The organism is Staphylococcus ratti (genome assembly GCF_020883535.1).
Classification (GTDB): Bacteria; Bacillota; Bacilli; order Staphylococcales; family Staphylococcaceae; genus Staphylococcus; species Staphylococcus ratti.
The window spans coordinates 2,262,118-2,280,154 of sequence record NZ_CP086654.1 but is presented as its reverse complement, the minus strand read 5'-3'; the positions used below and the strand labels follow the sequence as shown (position 1 = coordinate 2,280,154).

Here is an 18,037-nt window from a genome sequence, read left to right as displayed (position 1 = left end):
GCGTTTTAATCTGCCTTGTAATGTAAACTTATTTATAATTATGTTTACAATTGTGCTATACTGTCCTATAGATTAGGAGGTTTTTACATGAATTTAGCAAGGCGCATTTTACAAGGTACACCCTTAACTCAAAAAGAAGCATATGACTTATTTATTGACGAAACTGTAGATACGATGGAAATCGTTCATGAAGCGTATCAACTTAGAAAACATTATTATGGTCATAAAGTGAAATTGAATATGATATTAAATGCTAAAAGTGGTATTTGTCCGGAAGATTGCGGCTATTGTGGTCAATCGCGTGAAATGAAAGAAAAACAACGCTATGCTTTAATTCCAGAGAACCAAATTACGGAAGGGGCAAAAGTTGCGGCAGAAAATGAAATCGGTACATATTGTATCGTGATGAGCGGTAGAGGGCCTAGTGACAAAGAAGTGAATCACATTACGGCATCTGTTGAACGTATTAAGGCAGAGCATCCACAACTCAAAATATGTGCGTGCTTAGGGCTTACTAATGAAAAGCAAGCAGCACAACTTAAAGCAGCAGGTGTAGATCGTTATAATCACAACTTAAATACGAGTGAAAACTACCACGAAGAAGTCGTAACGACGCATACATACCAAGATCGTGTAGACACCATCGAAACGATGAAAGCAAACAATATTTCACCATGTTCGGGTGTGATTTGTGGTATGGGTGAATCTAATCAAGATATCGTTGATATGGCTTTTGCGTTAAGAGAGATTGACGCTGATAGTATACCGGTAAACTTTTTACACCCTATTAAAGGGACTAAATTTGGTGGGATGGATCAACTTACACCGATGCGTTGCTTACGCATTTTAGCACTGTTCAGATTGATTAACCCTACAAAAGAAATCCGTATTGCAGGTGGCCGCGAAGTCAATTTACGTTCATTGCAGTCTACGGCTTTAATGGTGGCTAATTCCATTTTCGTTGGAGATTACCTTATTACTGGAGGCCAACCAAACCAATTGGATTACGACATGATTAAAGATATGGGTTATGAAATTGACTACAATCATGAAGTTGCGCAACCGGTAAAATCCATATAATGAGAAAACAGTGCTCTGTTAAATGGGATTAGAGCGCAAAACTAAAAAGATTAAGCAGCATAAAGTTGCTTAATTTTTTTTTGTATTAATGACAAAAAGATTCGTGATGATACGACTGCGTAAATTATCCCAATTTTTAGCCAAAGAGACGCGTTGCATTATATTTATTTTTTCAAGTGGGCCGTTGGTCAAGTTACTGAAATGAATAGAAAAGAAAATATTTTTAAAAGATGATCTAGATACAATAGATGGATAGCGTTCGTAGTGACAGTTTAGTATTTTAGAAGGAGGTTCAGTTGTATTACTGACTTTACTTTCCAATAATAAATTTAATCCTCAAAAGTATAAACTTTTTTGTTTTGGTTAAAATTTCACTATAAATCATGTAGAATGTTTGAGGAGGTGTTTAAATGCATATTATAACAAAATTTTTGGTTCTGTTGCAAAGTAAAAAATATAGCTAACCGTAATATATCATGTCAAGGATGATTGTATTCATCTAAATTTTTCATTTATTTACCTCTTTTTCTTTTATATATATAAAATACTAATGGTGTGAATGCCGATAATAAACAAAATATGGATGTAATCATTATAATTGTATATGCCATTTTCTTTCTCCTTCATTTTATCCTTATAAATTCATTTTACACTAACATTTTTTATAAGAAAATACTTATTTTATATTTAAGTAATAGGGTTCTGTTGCAAAGTAAAAAATATAGCTAACCACTAATATATCATGTCAATGTTCGCTTAACTTGCTAGCATGATGCTAATTTCGTGGCATGGGGAAATCCGTAGATCTTAAGAGATCTGCGGTTCTTTTTATATAGAGCGTAAATACATTCAATACCTTTTAAAGTATTTTTTGCCGTATTGATACTTTGATATCTTGTCTTTCTTACTTTAATATGACAGTGATCTTGCTCAATGGGGTTATTCAGATATTTCGATGTACAATGACAGTCAGGTTTAAGTTTAAAAACTTTAATTACTTTAGCCATTGCTACCTTCGTTGAAGGTGCCTAATCTGTAACTATCTTTTGAGGTTTACCAAATTGTTTAATGAGACGTTTGATAAACGCATATGCTGAATGATTATCTCGTTGCTTACGCAACCAAATATCTAATGTATGTCCCTCTGTATCAATGGCACGATATAAATAGCTCCATTTTCCTTTTATTTTGATGTACGTCTCATCAATACGCCATTTGTAATAAGCTTTTTTATGCTTTTTCTTCCAAATTTGATATAAAATTGGGGCATATTCTTGAACCCAGCGGTAGACCGTTGAATGATGAACGTTTACGCCACGTTCCCTTAATATTTCAGATATATCACGATAACTCAATGCATATCTTAGATAGTAGCCAAAGGCTACAGTGATAACATCCTTGTTAAATTGTTTATATCTGAAATAGTTCATACAGAAGACTCCTTTTTGTTAAAATTGTACTATAAATTCAACTTTGCAACAGAACCAAAACAGACCTGTAAAGCGATAACTATTGTGATAAAGTTTGTTAAAAAAGGAGTGATTTAAGTCATGAAAATGAATCAGTGGATAATAAGTTTAGTGGTTGGGATTTTGATGTTTTTAGTTGTTTTTATACTGGGCAGACAACATTTTTACGAGCCTTATTTTGTGGATTAATAGGTTTTGTTTGTAATATTTTAATTGGTTGGAATACTAAACGTTATAACAAAAGTTAGAACACGCATTTATACCGAGAAAATTTATTGATGTTGAGAGGAACCCTTAACTAAACTTGTAGACGAATGTCGGTATAGCGTGAGCTATTAAACCGACCATTCGACAAGTTTTGGGTTTGTTAAGGGTTCAGAGGCTCAACGTCAATAAAGCAATTGGAATAAAGCTATTATATTGATACAGCTTAAAAAGAGTGCCTGTTTTGAATAAATGGATCTTAAGTAGAAAAGGCTGGAATACTGTTAAAACAGTATTCTAGCCTTTTCTTTAGGTTTGTATAATTAGATTTGCTATTAAGAATAATAAAAGAACAATTACAGCATTTAAAATCATTCCTATAATAACTTTTATTATAATATTATCGATATTTTTAGATTCTACTAATTTAAACGTCAAGAAAGATCCTATTAACACTCCTACAAATACTACAAATATACTTATTAAAATGGGATTCAAAATATCACCTCTTTATTTATTGCCAACCTATTCCAGTTACTGAAGCGCCTTTTCCTTTTATATAAACTCCACCTTTTACACCTGATGTAGCTAAAAAGCTAACCAGACCTACAGTAGCTCCTGCAGTAACTGTTGATCCAAGTTGACCTAATCCAGGTATTGCATTTATTAATATAGTTATTGCACCCCCTACAGCGCCTGCTCCAGTAGCAGCAACTGCTTGGGCAACTGTTTTACTTACTTTAATTGTATAATTTCCATTATTATCAATAGTAACTTTATTAACACCTTTATGTATTTTTCTTTCTTGTAATTGTTGCGTAATCTTATTTGCTACTTCTGTTTGTCCATTTGCTTTTAAAGATTGAGCATAGTCATAATCAGAAATGCTATAAGTAATACTACCATTTGGGTTTTGTTTTTTAGAATATGCATTACTTTTTATGAAATCATTTTTCTGAATTTCTACGCTGTTACTTTGTGTAGCAGCACTAGCATGAGAGGATGAAGATGTTAAGGGAGAAGCTATTGATGTTAAAATTACAGCGCTAGAAAAAAACAATATAAAAATTTTTGATTTTCTTTTCAACTTTATTCCTCCTAGAATTAACATCTTATCATTTCATAACATATCATAAATAAAAATAAATTCAAAAGATTGCAATTTCTGTAAACAAAAAAGAAGTAAACTACGTATTTATACTGAGAAAATTTATTGATATTGAGAAAAAACTTAAAAATTGAGTTGATCTGACTTGGAAAAAGTTGCTTTTTGAGGGTTTTTGAAACGAGTTTCTTTTGGTCAAGTTACTGAATTCGAAAGTATTTCCTATCATTCCAATGTACTTCCATAATGTATATATGTTAAGAAGGGGTACGCATCAAGAAGGACGCCTTGTTTTTTTATAGTTACGTCTAGGGAAGGATAACCCCGCCTTGTAGCCGTGTTAAAATAATGTTAACGGTAAAAGGAAGTGAAGACATGTATAAGAAATTATTAATTAGCGGTCTTGCGGTAACATTATTAACAACAGGCGCAATTCAAAATGCAGACGCTGCCAATGATCATAAACCTAAGGAAAATATCTTTATTCAAGGTGCAGATTTAAATCGAAGTCAACTTGAAGAAACGAAGGAGATTCTTGGGGTAGGACAAAATGTGACGACGTATAAAGTCGATCATAGCGATGTCATCCGCTATACAGGAACGGAATATGATTTTATTCATTCAAGTGCGTACATTCAACCGAAGAGATTTGGACGCGGAGTGGATGTAGATATTGAAACGCCTGAAAATATTACGCGTATTACACGTGCGCAATACATTAATGCGGCGATTACAGCAGGTATTCAAGATGCGACGATCAAAATTGCCGCGATTGACCAAGTGTCTGGAGAGGGTGCATTGACAGGTATTTATAAAGCTTATGAAGCTCAAGGCCATACGCTCAACCAAAAAGACATTCAAAATGCACATCAAGAAATGAACGATTTGGCACAAATTAGCGAAACGAATGCTGAGAAAGAAGGATACTCGGATGAGGCGTTAAATCAAGCGATTGCAGAAATGAAGTCGCAAATTGCAGAAGCTAAACAAAATCAACAACAAATTAATCATACAACCGTAAATAATATTGTAAATCAAACAATAAATGAAAATAATTTGAACCAGATTTTAAGTGACAATGAGATTGCGATGATTCAAAACATAATGATGAAAGTGGCGCAATCAGACGTCATTAATCAAGATCCAAAGGCATATCAAAAACAAGCCAACGCTCTTAAAAAAGACATTCAGAAGCATGCGAGTGATAAGTTAGATGAACTTAAAAAGTTAAATACAGAAGAATCACGTAATTTCCTACAACGCATTTGGGATGCGATTGTGAACTTCTTTAAGCAAATTTATCATTGGTTAATGTCCTTCTTATAAGAAAAAACGTCAATGTCCACTACTGCTGTGAACTTACACAGTTAGAAGTGACATTGACGTTTTTATTTACAAAAGTTTTGAACGACAGGTCGTTTGCTTAACGCAGGATATAAGATGACGACGACAATAAGTGTAAATAATATGCCAGGTAAAGCATGAGCTACGAGTAAGATAGGCGGTAAGTGTAAAATACCAGCTAATATAAGACGAGAGCTCAATGTGCCAGCACAACTCGCGATACTTAAGCTTCTTACAGAAACACCACAAAAGTAGACGATAGTGATAGCCACCACTCTAAACATAATAGAAATAAAGAGGTTAAGGGGATTAAAAACGCCCATAACAAATAAAATAGCACTTGAAATGAGTCCGCCAATAAAATAACGTTTAATACCGAAAAAAGCTAAAATTAGGATGGACACAGGTGCGGACAGCTGAAATTCTAGTCCTGGTAAGATAGCTGGGATTTTGAATAATGCAAAAATCGTTAATAATGCTGCAATTGCACTAATTTGAGTGATAGATTTCGTTGTCATTGCTCGTAATCCTCTACATTTCTAAAGATATAATATAATTTTATATTATAATAACTCGGACGTTTCAGGTCAAATGACGTAAAAAATAACAAAGGATAAAACCGTAGAATTCTATATAGGGGAACATTTCAAGGGATAGAAATCAGCGCTTTTATAGGGAAACATCATTTCAAACTTAAAAAGACTTACGCTGAACTTGCGTAAGTCTTTTTAGTAATATTAATGACGAATAAGGTAGTCAAATGCAGATAATGCTGCGCTTGCACCTGATCCCATAGAAATGATGATTTGTTTATAACGTTGATCTGTACAGTCACCTGCTGCAAAAATACCAGGAACGTTCGTTTGGTTGAGTCGGTCGACTTCAATTTCACCCATACGGTTACGTTGAACAGCATCGCCGACCCATTCTGTATTAGGAGAAAGACCGATTTGAACAAACACACCATCAAGTTCCACGTGTTTAGATTCATTTGTCGTACGGTCAGTGTACGTAATACCATTTACACGATCTGTACCTGTAATTTCTGATGTTGCGGCATTCGTAATTACAGTAGTATTCGGTAGGGACTGTAGGCGTTCTTGTAGTACAGAATCTGCACGCATTGCTTCACCAAATTCGAAGAGCGTGACGTGTTTACAGATACCTGCAAGGTCGATAGCAGCTTCGACACCAGAGTTACCACCGCCGACAACAGCGACGTCTTTACCTTCAAATAGCGGACCATCACAGTGAGGACAATATGCGACCCCTTTATTCGCAAATTCACTTTCACCAGGAACGCCTAATTGACGCCAACGTGCACCAGTTGCGATAATTAATGATTTTGTTTTTAATGTTGCCCCATTATCTAAAGTAACTTCTGTTCCTTCATCCGTTTTTGTGATTTGATCTGCACGGACACCTTTCATGACGTCTACTTTATAATCAGTGATGTGTTGTTCTAAGTTTGTTGAAAGTTCAGGTCCAGTTGTTTTCTTAACACCGATTAAGTTTTCGATGTCAGCAGTATCGTTTACTTGACCGCCAATACGGTCTGCGACGATACCAGTTTTTAAACCTTTACGTGCTGAATAAATTGCAGCACTTGCGCTTGCTGGTCCTCCACCAACAACAAGAACATCAAATGTTTCTTTACCTTCAAATTCAGATGCGTCAGGACCTTCGCCCAATTCATTTAAGATATCTGAGACAGTCATACGTCCGTTACCAAACGTTTCGCCATTTAAGAAAATAGCTGGTACAGCCATAATGTCTTCAGCTTCTTTTTTGAATACAGCACCGTCAATCATTGTGTGTGTAATGTTAGGATTTAATACAGACATTAAGTTTAATGCTTGTACAACATCCGGACATTTTTGACATGTAAGACTAACGAATGTTTCAAAATGAAGTGGTCTATCGATAGATTTGATTTGATCAATTACAGATTGTGATTCTTTCGGCGCACGTCCACTGACTTGTAATAGTGCAAGGACAAAAGAGTTGAACTCGTGACCAAGTGGAATACCAGCGAAAGTAATGCCAGTATCTTCATTTGGACGATTAACACTAAAGCTCGGTGTGCGCTTTAAGTTTGCATTTTCAACTGTAATGCGAGGTGACATTTCAGAGATTTCTTGAACTAAGTTGCTTAACTTCTCAGAGTGTTCATCAGTGCCAGCACTTAGTTTGAACACGACGTCACCTTCCATCAAATCAAGTAGTTGCGTAAGTTGTTGTTTTAACTCTTGATTTAACATATACAATTGGCCTCCTAAAATTTATGAATGGGTTAAGAGCGGGACAACAATCTCATTCATAAAAAGATTGCTGTCCCGCCCAGGCAATAATGAGGCGTTTGACAACCTTTATAAAAAGAGTAGAGAAAAAGGAATCAAACGCTTAATTGTATGCCTAAAACAAATTTATTTATCAGTTTAGAATGAGTTAACAAAATTTTCGGAATTAAATTTTCATACTGCGCGTAAAATCATCAAAAGATGACAGACGCGCAGTTAATTTCTAACTAGTTCCTTAGATTTTACCTACTAAGTCTAAACCTGGTGTAAGTGTATCGTTACCTTCTTCCCATTTTGCAGGACAAACTTCACCTGGGTTTTGACGTACGTATTGAGCAGCTTTGATTTTGTGTACTAATGTACTTGCGTCACGGCCAATACCGTCAGCATTGATTTCAGCAGCTTGTACGACACCGTCTGGGTCAACGATGAATGTACCACGTTGTGCAAGACCTGTAGTTTCATCTAATACGTCAAAGTTACGTGTGATTGCTTGTGATGGGTCACCAATCATTACATATTGTAATGTGCTAATCGCATCTGAATGATCGTGCCAAGCTTTGTGTACGAAATGAGTATCTGTTGATACAGAATATACATTAACACCAAGTTCTTGTAATTTCGCGTATTGGTTTTGAACGTCTTGTAATTCTGTTGGACATACGAATGAGAAGTCAGCTGGGTAGAAAACAACTACGCTCCAGTTACCTTTTAAGTCTTCGTGTGTTACTCCTACGAATTCATCAGTTTTTGCATTGTAAGCTTGTGCTGAAAATTCTTCAATTTGTTTACCGATTAAAGACATAATGAAATTCCTCCTAGAAATATGATAATAATTATTATTGATTAGAATACGTGCATTTCTTTAGCATGATTCCTTATTAATAATAATTCTAATCTTGAGTCTTATTATACACGAATTATAGAGCACGTCAAACGATAATGCTCATTTTTAGTTTAAATACAATTTAAAGAATGTTTAAATTAGCTTGTAAAATGAGAAAGCATACACAGATTATTACAATGTTTTTCAAAATCTCAATATCAATTACGTATAAATTTTCTCAATTAGGTGAGTTTTAATGGCAGCTTCCTAACTGAGTTTCCTAATGAAATGTGAGTAGCTATTGCCCAATATTTCTAACCAAACGGCTTTTATGCGTGGTGTAAAAGATTTTGATAAAATGTAGAAAAAGGCAATAAGGGGTGGCATTTATGTCAGATTATGTATACGATTTAGCGAAAAAACATCATTCTGTGAGAAAATTTAAACCAAACGCGATTCATCGAGAAGTTGTCAAAAAATTAATTGAAGCAGGTCAGATGGCTTCCACGTCCAGTTATTTACAAACTACAACGGTTATTGGCGTGGAAGACGTTGAAAAGAAAGAAGCTTTGAAAGAAGTCTCTGGTCAACCTTACGTTCTTGAAAATGGTTACTTGCTTGTATTTGTCATCGACTATCACCGTCATCAAATGGCTAGTAACAAACAAGATGTTAATTTAGAAAGCAGCTTTGAATCGGCAGAAGGGTTATTAGTTGGCACAGTAGATGCTTCGTTGATGGCACAAAATATTGCGCTAACGGCGGAGGACATGGGTTATGGCATTGTTTATTTAGGTTCATTACGTAATGATGTCATGCGTGTACGTGAAATTTTAGAGCTGCCAGAATATACTTTTCCTTTATTTGGTATGGCGATTGGAGAGCCTGCAGAGGATGAAGCAGGTACACCGAAACCGCGTTTACCGTTAGACCATGTATTTCACATTGATGGCTATTCGCATGATGAACAACAGTTAGAAGCGCAAATTGAAACTTACGATGAAACCGTGTCTAACTATTATAAAGCACGTACAAATGGAGAACGTACTGAAACGTGGTCAGAACAAACTTCTCAATTTATGAACAGTAAACAGCGTGTAGAAATGTTAGAATGGCTCCAAATTTCAGGATTTAATAAAAAATAGGATGTTAATTTTCCCGAAACGGCTTCAAAATTCGAAAGATTGAATTTTGAAGCCGTTTTATATTAAAGAAGGCGCGTCTTCAGCAGCAACGATACTTTTTTTAATTGGCTCTTTGGCATTTTAACCAATTACTTAGTGAAGATTAGATTTTTCAAATAATATGCTATAAAATTAAAATTGATTTATGTATAAATGAAAGACTCTGTTAATCAGATGAATATAGGAGTTGTAAATAAAATGAAAAGTAAACGTGCTTTTGAGAAATCAATATTATCTTCAGAATGGAAAGATATTACCATTCAAAGTGAAGCGCTTAAACGATATGAAATACCGGTTTCGGGATGTGACCTTATTGTTTACCATAGACCGGGAAGAGACAAAACGAAAAAACAGCATATCATTTTTTATCATGGTGCCTGCGGATGTAGTCAAATGTGGGAAAATCAGTACCATGCTTTCGAAAATTTTGATTTGTATTTCGTAAATGTTAGAGGGCAAGGTGAATCTTCTATGAAGCAAGGTGTACCGACTTATGAAGATGCTATAGAAGATGTACACAGAATGATGTCGTTTTTTAATATGGAAAAAGCGACTTTGGTAGGTCATTCATGGGGCGGAAATCCGCTTCAAGAATTTGTTTATCGTTATCCAGATAAGGTGAATGCGCTCGTACTCATAGGTAGTTGGGGACAACATAGAATCATGTCTGATAAGGAGAAAAAACAAATCAAGTATTCAAAAATAATTTATCGACTAATACCGTGGAAACTTGTAAGTCAACTTAACCCTAAAATGTGTTCGGATAACTTTAGAACCCAGTGCTATATTAAAAAAGCGCTCCTTGAATCGCACCGCTCGGTATTTTTAAATCTTGGTTTGAGCGCATATAAAGATGTGAGGGCAATTAAGCAATATAAAAATAATCCACCTATGTTATTGGTAAGAGGATCAGAAGATTTTCCTAAAGAATTAAACAGTATCTATACTTATTTAGAAGAAATTAACCCCAATGCACGTCAAGCTATTATAAAAAATACGAAACACCAACCTATGAATGATACACCGCAAGAATTGAACGATATTTTAAACTCATTTTTTGAAAAAGTATACTTAAAAATGTAGCGTTGAGTAGATACTCTAAATATATATCAAATAGCTATATATAATTGGGATAGCTCTTCCAAGGTGACAAAAAAGCCTCAAAATTCATTTTCTCGAATTTTGAGGCTTTCTTATACCCAGAGTATCAGTTTCTATTTTTGAATCAATTAGACATGGTCAGAAGCTAGTTCATCGTATTGATTAGATTTAAAAGTATCTTCATCTAATTGTTTTGTGATTTTAGCAGTACCTGTTCCGGCTAAAATGGAGTCATTCACATTAAGTGCTGTACGCCCCATGTCGATTAACGGTTCGACAGAGATTAAGACCCCTGCGAGACCTACCGGTAAGTTCAAAGCTGATAAAACAAGGATTGAAGCAAATGTCGCACCACCGCCAACACCCGCTACACCAAAAGAACTTAGCACAACGACGACAATTAACGTTAAAATGAATTGCCAATTGATTTCAACACCTGCCACTGGCGCTGCCATCATTGCTAACATGGCTGGGTAGATGCCGGCACAACCATTTTGACCAATAGATAAGCCGAATGAGCCAGAGAAATTCGCAATAGCAGGTGGCACACCTAAACGTTGTGTTTGCGTTTGAATGTTTAAAGGCAACGCGCCTGCGCTTGAACGAGATGTAAAAGCAAACAAAATAACTTCAGCCGTTTTCTTCATATATTGTAAAGGATTGATACCTAAAACGACTAAAATAAGCATATGAATGATATACATCGTCAGCAATGCAGCATAGGACGCAATAACGAATTTACCTAGCGTCCAAATGGCTGAAAAATCACTAGTCGCAATGGTTGTAATCATTATCGCTAAAATGCCGTACGGTGTTAAACGAAGTACGAAAGTGACGATGGCCATTACAAGGGCATAAACGGCATCAATACCTCGTTTGAGTAGACTTCCTTTTTCAGGTTCTTTACGTAAAACGCGTAAAAAGGCAAAGCCGATAAATGCGGCAAAAATGACTACTGCAATTGTAGAAGTTGCACGCGCCCCTGTGAAATCTAAAAATGGGTTTGCAGGTAATAATTCTAATATTTGAGCAGGTAATGTCGTAGCAGTCATTTCTTTAGCTTGGCTTGTGATTTCTGAACCACGAGCTTGCTCTGCTTGACCTAAATCGATTGAAGAGGCATCTAAACCAAACAGCATTGCATAAATGACGCCGACCATAGCGGCAATTGCAACAGTACCAATTAAAAACATAAAAATGAGTCCGCCCATTTTTGCGAACTTTTCTCCGATATCAATTTTGGTAAATGCTACTACAATTGAAACAAATACGAGAGGAATAACGATCATTTTTAAAAGTGACAAATACCCTTGTCCTACGATACCGATCCATTCTGTTGTTTGTGTTGTGATTTTGCTATTTGCTCCGTATGCAAGGTGCAAAATTAAGCCGAGTATAACACCTAAACCTAATGCCAAAAAGACACGTTTAGGAAATTTGATATGTTTTTTAGCCATCCAACCTAAGCCGACTAATACGAATATAAAAATGGCTAAATTGAGAATAATAAAAAATGTAGTCATTATCTATACGCTTCCTTTTAATTCCGATTTATAAAATAAGGATAATAGGTTATAGGTGTAAAAGCAAGTGTTATTTTACTATTGGTAGAAATATTCAAGTTTGTGCAATGCAGTTGCATCGCTTTGAATTGCTTTAGCCATTAAGTCTCCGACAATCGGAGACAAAAGTATACCATTACGATAATGACCTGTTGCGACATAGAGAGAATCAGAAATTTTCCCCATAATCGGATGTTCATTTGTGGTGATTGGTCGAATGCCTGTCCATGTTTTCACTGTACGATGATGACGTAATTTGGGTAACATCTCTTGGCTTGCGTCGTCTAACCACTTTAAATTGTTTTTATTATTCGTTGTTGACCAATTATCCCATTCTGAAGTAGCACCAATAAGGTAACGATTTGGTTTTTTAGGGACAATATAGCACCCATTTGTATTAAATAGTGTTGCTTGTGTTAAAGGAAAGGAAGTTTCGATGAGTTTCACATCGCCTTTAACGGCATGTGTATGGATGAAAATCCCTAAGTTATTTAATAATTTGCCACTCCACGCGCCTGCAGCAATGACTAAAATATCTGCATACATCGTCCCTTTAGATGTAGATACCTCATAACCTTCTGATTTCTGTGCAATGTGCAGTACTTCGGTATGAGGGGAGAAATGAATGTTGTTTTGTGTACTTACCGAACGGGTGAGTGCTTGAGTATATAAATTTGCATTGATTTGTGCATCGTCTTGAATTTTAAATGCGGCAGTTGATTCTAGTGAAAGGTGAGGGAACATACTGTACAATTCTGCATTTGAAAACCAATGGATACGATGATCATCTCGTTTTAAAAATGAATATTGCTGTTGAATTTTGGCTATGTCCTGCTTGTTTGTAGCGATTTTGATGAGACCATGGGATTGAAATTCAATATCTATGTCTGTTTCATTATAAAGTTGACGTGCTAGATCTGGCATCATCGCACGACTTTGCATCGCTAGGCGATAAAGTGGGGTGTCTTCGAAAAATTCATTTTGTGCGCCTAGCATACCTCCAGCAGCATAGGATGCATTCATTCGTGGAGTAGAGCGATCTATAATTGAAATGTGATAAGGACCCTTTGAAAGTTGTCGAGCAATGGATAAACCGATTACACCGCCGCCAATAATTATCACTTTTTGCATACAAAAAACCTCCTACACCATGTGCAAGAGGCTACGCTATATAGAAAAATACAAAGATATATCAATAGTTTAGATTATAAAATGCATTTTGCTTCCCTTCGTTGGTACTAACCACTTCAGGTTCAAAGAGTTAAGATGACGTCTTTCTCAGCTCAATTAAGAGCACCCCTAGCACATGTATTAAATTGGAATGTTATTAAACGATTTTAACCGCCAAATAGACGTTGCCAAAATCCTTTTTGTTCGTTGTTGTTTTTAATTGTTGTAACAAGCTCTTTTTGCTCTTTCGCTTGAGACTCGATACTTTCTTGTGTTTTGGATAACTGTTCAGTTTGTTGTTTTTGACTTTCAGTAATGGCGTTTAATGATTTTGTATTTGTTTCAAGTTGGCTGTTAAGCTGATTATGTAATGATTTTAATTCTTCTTGTTGTTTGTGTACTTGAGAAATCATTTGACCTAATAGTTGACGCTCTTCACGCATTTTGTCGATTTCAGCCTTAAGTTCTTGCATAACTTGTGGAAATTGTTGGTCACTTGGTAAGTTATGATTGTCCTCTTTAACGATAACTTGTAAAAAGTCTTTTTCTTGTTCAAGTTCTTCAAATGCAAGTTCGTAACTGTTTGTACGTCCAACACGTTCTGCAATTTCTTGGAATAACTCGATGTCTTCTTCTTGGAAATCCGTTGCTTCACGCCCACGGTACTCTGTTTTTTTCAATTGGTAGCCACGTTCTTCTAAGTGCTGTACAATTTTACGCACTTGCTTTTCACTTAGCCCTGATTTCAGTGCAAACTCTTTTGTTAGCATATGAATGAATCCTTTCTATATCAGTCTATTTAGACATACGGTAGTCTGAGTTCACTGACCCGTCAGTCTCACTTACACCTTATTGTAACGGCTTTGAAATACGATTTCAAGGGCTTATGCGTTCATATCTCTACTTAAGTCCATTTTTATGAGTAACGGGTAAATGACTTTACGCGGAATGCGATTGGCAAAAACGTACTTTAAGATATAGCATGATTTTACACTTGTGCCATAAATATCTTTAGTGAGAGGAATATTTGCTTTTATATATAAATCAAGTGGAACGGGCTTTCCTTTACGGTTCAGGGATGGTTGAACATAAGCAATTTGAGTTTGTTTTTCATAACCGTTTTCGGTTAAAAAATGGCGACGAAAAGCGATATCTTTCGTTACTTCATTATTGGCATCAGGTGCTTCAAGTGTGGATTCAAACATAAAAAAGTTAACATTTCGTCCGTGAAGTTGATTCGATAATTGATTAACCCCTTTTTCAATTTCAACTAACGTAGCTTTTAAATAAGCCTCACAATGTTCACCGGGTTCAGCAATGAGATATATGATGAAACCAGTGTTTGTTGTTGCCTCATAATGTGCTGTTGAGAAGCTCACCACGCGATTGTTTTCAATACCGACTAAAAAGACATAATCGTTTTGTGTTTTTTCAGTTTTTAAGGATTGGATAAAAACCGATTCATCTTCAGTTACAAGGGGGTCTAATTTATCCATATAAAAATCGAGTGCAGGTTCGAACCATTTATCTTTTGCAGATTTAATTTGTATAAATTCCATTACGCTCACCTCTTTTGATTGATAACAGTATAGCATAGATGTCATTGAACAATCGCTCAGACATTCAACTAATAGGGGAGAAGTCTTTTCGACGTGTGACAATGTGACGTTATCATAACGTTGTTTTGAACCACGCTTGATGTCCATTTCAAAAATATAGAGGCTAGGACAAGGCACGATTGTGGGCATACTCTCACGTAGTTTAGAGTATTTGTGCAATGTCCCAACCCCTACATAGGTCATTTATATTTTAAATGTTTAACGAACAACTTACTTTCACTCGATGTCTCCCTTATGTTCAGAAGGTTTGTGCGTGTCAGTAGACTCATCAATGTAAGCAGCATTGTTATGCGCTACCTCTCCATGACGTAAAGTATCTTTTTGAACAATGACTAAAATCTTATGGTTATTTAAGTCTTGTTTTAAATCTTCTGCTTGTGTCTCTTCGAAATTAAAGCGACTTAATGCTGCAGCTTCAGCATCTTCACCAATAAACATACGCATAAATTTGTCGCTAACTGTGCCATTGGTAGATTTGTGTTGGATTTCGCAATCGTTAAATCGATCTGTTTTTAGCTTTTCTTTACTAATGACTGTAATTTCAGATTCTTGATAACCGTTTCTTAAATAAGTATCAACTGCTTTGACCGCATCTTCTTCTGTGCGAGCTACTTTAAATTCTGCCATAATAGACGCCTCCGTTCATAGTATTCATTTCAATATTACCCTAGTTACAGCTCAAATAATCGTTGGCTAAAGTATAAGTCAAAGATTGTCTCAAGCGCATACTTAAACCTTATTATTTTAAGACTCTATTTTCTTTTATTATGCCCATAGAGAGCGTATTTCTGCAATAAATTTACATAAATTTCTGAAAACAATTGATTTGACACGACGGTATTGCTTATTAAGCTCAAATTTGCTATTATCATTAAATAATTTATCACACTCATATAATCTGAAGGATATGGCTTTAGAAGTTTCTACCACGTTGCCTTAAACAATGTGACTATGAGTAATTGAAAATCAATGTAATGCGAACTAACATCTCTAGGGCGCGCAACGTGTGAGACTTAATGGTATTTTACACTACAACAAGAATTGATGTCATTAAAGGTAGGCGTATTAAAAACGCAACGCACCTTACTTTAATCCGTCTATCAAAATATATGAAAATATGAACGTCTCGCGCTACAACTGTATTTCTCTTACTCTTCCTAAAACTATATTCTGAAGTTTTGGGCTTTTTTATTATCTTGGACCAAAAACGAGGAGGAACCAAAGTGGAAAGGTTAAAAAATAAAGTTATTGAAGATGGCGTTGTCATTGATGAAAAAATCTTAAAAGTAGACAGCTTTTTAAATCATCAAATTGATGCTGAACTCATGCATGACATTGGAAAAGTGTTCCACGACCAATTTGCCAAAGAACAAGTAACTAAGATTCTAACGATAGAAGCGTCTGGTATTGCACCAGCTATCATGGCGGCTTTACATTTTGATGTACCATGTTTATTTGCGAAAAAAGCAAAACCAAGTACATTGAATAAAGGTTTTTATCAAACAGATGTACATTCATTTACGAAAAACAAAACGAGTACAGTCATCATCTCAGAAGAATTTTTATCTCCTGACGATCGCGTACTTATCATCGATGACTTTTTAGCTAATGGAGAAGCAGCGTTAGGACTTCATCGCCTCGTAGAACAAGCTAATGCAACCACAGTAGGAATTGGTATATTAGTAGAAAAAAGCTTTCAACAAGGTCGTTCACGCTTAGAAGAAGCAGGTTTGAACGTGTCATCACTTTGCCAAATTGCCTCTTTAAAAGGTAATAAAATTTTATTAGTTGGAGATCAAAACGCATGAAACGATTTTTATTAAGTTTACAACACCTCCTTGCCATGTACGCTGGAGCGATTCTCGTTCCAATTATTGTAGGAACAAGTTTAAAATTCACCCCTGAACAAATTGCGTTTCTTGTTACCGTGGATATTTTTATGTGTGGGGTTGCGACATTTTTACAAGTCTATCGTGGCATCGGTATTGGACTGCCGGTAGTCTTGGGTTGTACATTTACCGCAGTAGCTCCAATGATTATGATAGGGCAGTCTAAAGGCGTAGATGTTTTATATGGTTCATTATTTGTATCTGGACTGCTTGTCATTATTATTGCACCATTTTTTGCGTATCTTGTGCGTCTTTTTCCACCTGTAGTAACAGGAAGCGTCGTAACGATTATTGGTATTACATTGATGCCAGTAGCGATGAACTATATCGCAGGAGGTCAAGGTGCAAAAGATTACGGTTCACCTAAACACATTTTACTTGGATTTGCGACGCTCATTATTATTTTAGTCGTACAAAGATTTGCGACAGGTTTTATTCGATCGATTGCGATTTTATTAGGACTTATTAGTGGTACGGTTATCGCAAGTTTCTTAGGACTAGTTGATATTTCTCAAGTAGGACAAGCACATTGGTTTGAGCTTCCACGACCATTCCGTTTTGATGGTTTTGCATTTGATTTTGGCGCAATTGTTGTCTTTTTCATTGTTGCACTTATCAGTTTAATCGAATCTACGGGTGTTTATCACGCATTAAGCCAAATTACTGGACGTAAACTTGAACGTAAAGATTTTAGAAAAGGGTATATGGCTGAAGGTATTGCGATTACGTTAGGTGCAATTTTTAACGCTTTTCCATATACGGCTTATTCACAAAACGTTGGATTAGTGTCTCTATCAGGCGCTAAGAAAAACGATGTTATTTACGGCATGGTTATTATGCTTATTATTTGTGGTTGTATTCCTAAAATTGGTGCGCTTGCTAACATCATACCGCTTTCTGTTTTAGGTGGTGCGATGCTTGCGATGTTTGGTATGGTTATGGCTTATGGTGTGCGCATTTTAGGAGATATTAATTTTAAAAATCAAAATAACTTATTAATTATCGCGATTTCAGTAGGTTTAGGTGCTGGTATCACAGCCGTACCTGAAGCTTTCAAAGCACTTGGTGATCAATTTACATGGTTAACACAAAATGGAATTGTTTTAGGGACAATTTCAGCTATTATATTGAATTTATTTTTTAATGGTCTAAACTATCAACAAAATGAAGAAAATGTGAAATAA

General features: G+C 35.6%; 15 protein-coding genes, 1 pseudogene and 2 riboswitches. Of the genes and pseudogenes, 6 read left to right on the top strand and 10 right to left on the bottom strand.

Annotated elements, in window-relative coordinates; translation table 11 throughout:
• Positions 1-87: 87 nt before the first annotated feature.
• Positions 88-1,080 carry a biotin synthase BioB gene (bioB, locus tag LN051_RS11165; protein WP_229292570.1) on the top strand — a complete coding sequence of 331 codons (993 nt, stop codon included), beginning with the start codon at positions 88-90 and terminating at the stop codon, positions 1,078-1,080.
• Between the two features lie 756 nt (positions 1,081-1,836).
• Here the strand turns inward: bioB and LN051_RS11160 are convergent.
• A pseudogene (locus LN051_RS11160) lies at positions 1,837-2,510 on the bottom strand (IS6 family transposase).
• A gap of 757 nt (positions 2,511-3,267) precedes the next feature.
• Positions 3,268-3,840, bottom strand: coding sequence for a hypothetical protein (locus tag LN051_RS11155; protein WP_229292569.1), 573 nt, complete (start codon positions 3,838-3,840; stop codon positions 3,268-3,270).
• A gap of 393 nt (positions 3,841-4,233) precedes the next feature.
• Here LN051_RS11155 and LN051_RS11150 point away from each other — a divergent pair, with 393 nt between their 5' ends.
• The gene (locus LN051_RS11150) at positions 4,234-5,184 is read left to right on the top strand and encodes a DUF1002 domain-containing protein (protein WP_229292568.1); all 951 of its coding nucleotides are present in this window, start codon (positions 4,234-4,236) and stop codon (positions 5,182-5,184) included.
• 62 nt (positions 5,185-5,246) lie between these two features.
• On the opposite strand, the gene LN051_RS11145 is transcribed toward LN051_RS11150, so the two are convergent.
• The 3 genes from LN051_RS11145 to ahpC form a co-directional block, all read right to left on the bottom strand.
• Complete coding sequence (locus LN051_RS11145) at positions 5,247-5,720, bottom strand: QueT transporter family protein (protein ID WP_229292567.1); 474 nt, start codon at positions 5,718-5,720, stop codon at positions 5,247-5,249.
• Between the two features lie 219 nt (positions 5,721-5,939).
• Positions 5,940-7,463, bottom strand: a complete 1,524-nt coding sequence (ahpF, locus tag LN051_RS11140; RefSeq protein ID WP_229292566.1) for an alkyl hydroperoxide reductase subunit F — start codon at positions 7,461-7,463, stop codon at positions 5,940-5,942.
• Between the two features lie 274 nt (positions 7,464-7,737).
• On the bottom strand, positions 7,738-8,307 hold the full coding sequence (gene ahpC, locus LN051_RS11135) for an alkyl hydroperoxide reductase subunit C (RefSeq protein ID WP_229292565.1): 570 nt from the start codon (positions 8,305-8,307) through the stop codon (positions 7,738-7,740).
• Between the two features lie 410 nt (positions 8,308-8,717).
• Between ahpC and LN051_RS11130 the strand changes: the two genes are divergently transcribed.
• Both LN051_RS11130 and LN051_RS11125 read left to right on the top strand, forming a co-directional pair.
• Positions 8,718-9,473, top strand: a complete 756-nt coding sequence (locus tag LN051_RS11130) for an NADPH-dependent oxidoreductase (RefSeq protein ID WP_229292564.1) — start codon at positions 8,718-8,720, stop codon at positions 9,471-9,473.
• Between the two features lie 237 nt (positions 9,474-9,710).
• Positions 9,711-10,595, top strand: a complete 885-nt coding sequence (locus tag LN051_RS11125) for an alpha/beta fold hydrolase (RefSeq protein ID WP_229292563.1) — start codon at positions 9,711-9,713, stop codon at positions 10,593-10,595.
• A 146-nt stretch (positions 10,596-10,741) separates the two neighbouring features.
• On the opposite strand, the gene LN051_RS11120 is transcribed toward LN051_RS11125, so the two are convergent.
• From LN051_RS11120 to LN051_RS11100, 5 genes are all read right to left on the bottom strand, one after another.
• Complete coding sequence (locus tag LN051_RS11120; protein WP_229292562.1) at positions 10,742-12,136, bottom strand: L-cystine transporter; 1,395 nt, start codon at positions 12,134-12,136, stop codon at positions 10,742-10,744.
• A 78-nt stretch (positions 12,137-12,214) separates the two neighbouring features.
• Positions 12,215-13,306, bottom strand: coding sequence for a glycine oxidase ThiO (gene thiO, locus LN051_RS11115; protein WP_229292561.1), 1,092 nt, complete (start codon positions 13,304-13,306; stop codon positions 12,215-12,217).
• 76 nt (positions 13,307-13,382) lie between these two features.
• Positions 13,383-13,486, bottom strand: a riboswitch (TPP riboswitch).
• A gap of 26 nt (positions 13,487-13,512) precedes the next feature.
• The gene (locus LN051_RS11110; protein WP_229292560.1) at positions 13,513-14,115 is read right to left on the bottom strand and encodes a DNA-binding protein; all 603 of its coding nucleotides are present in this window, start codon (positions 14,113-14,115) and stop codon (positions 13,513-13,515) included.
• A 114-nt stretch (positions 14,116-14,229) separates the two neighbouring features.
• A complete protein-coding gene (locus LN051_RS11105; RefSeq protein ID WP_229292559.1) occupies positions 14,230-14,904 on the bottom strand; it encodes a hypothetical protein in 675 nt (224 codons plus the stop codon).
• A gap of 276 nt (positions 14,905-15,180) precedes the next feature.
• Entirely contained in the window at positions 15,181-15,591 is a 411-nt protein-coding gene (locus tag LN051_RS11100) for a general stress protein (protein WP_229292558.1), read from the bottom strand.
• Positions 15,592-15,833: 242 nt separating this feature from the next.
• Positions 15,834-15,936: riboswitch (purine riboswitch) on the top strand.
• A 251-nt stretch (positions 15,937-16,187) separates the two neighbouring features.
• On the opposite strand from LN051_RS11100, the gene xpt reads away from it, so the two are divergent.
• Together xpt and pbuX are read left to right on the top strand one after the other, a co-directional pair.
• Positions 16,188-16,772, top strand: coding sequence for a xanthine phosphoribosyltransferase (gene xpt / locus LN051_RS11095; RefSeq protein WP_229292557.1), 585 nt, complete (start codon positions 16,188-16,190; stop codon positions 16,770-16,772).
• Complete coding sequence (pbuX, locus tag LN051_RS11090; protein WP_229292556.1) at positions 16,769-18,037, top strand: xanthine permease PbuX; 1,269 nt, start codon at positions 16,769-16,771, stop codon at positions 18,035-18,037. The genes xpt and pbuX overlap by 4 nt, the downstream gene beginning before the upstream one ends.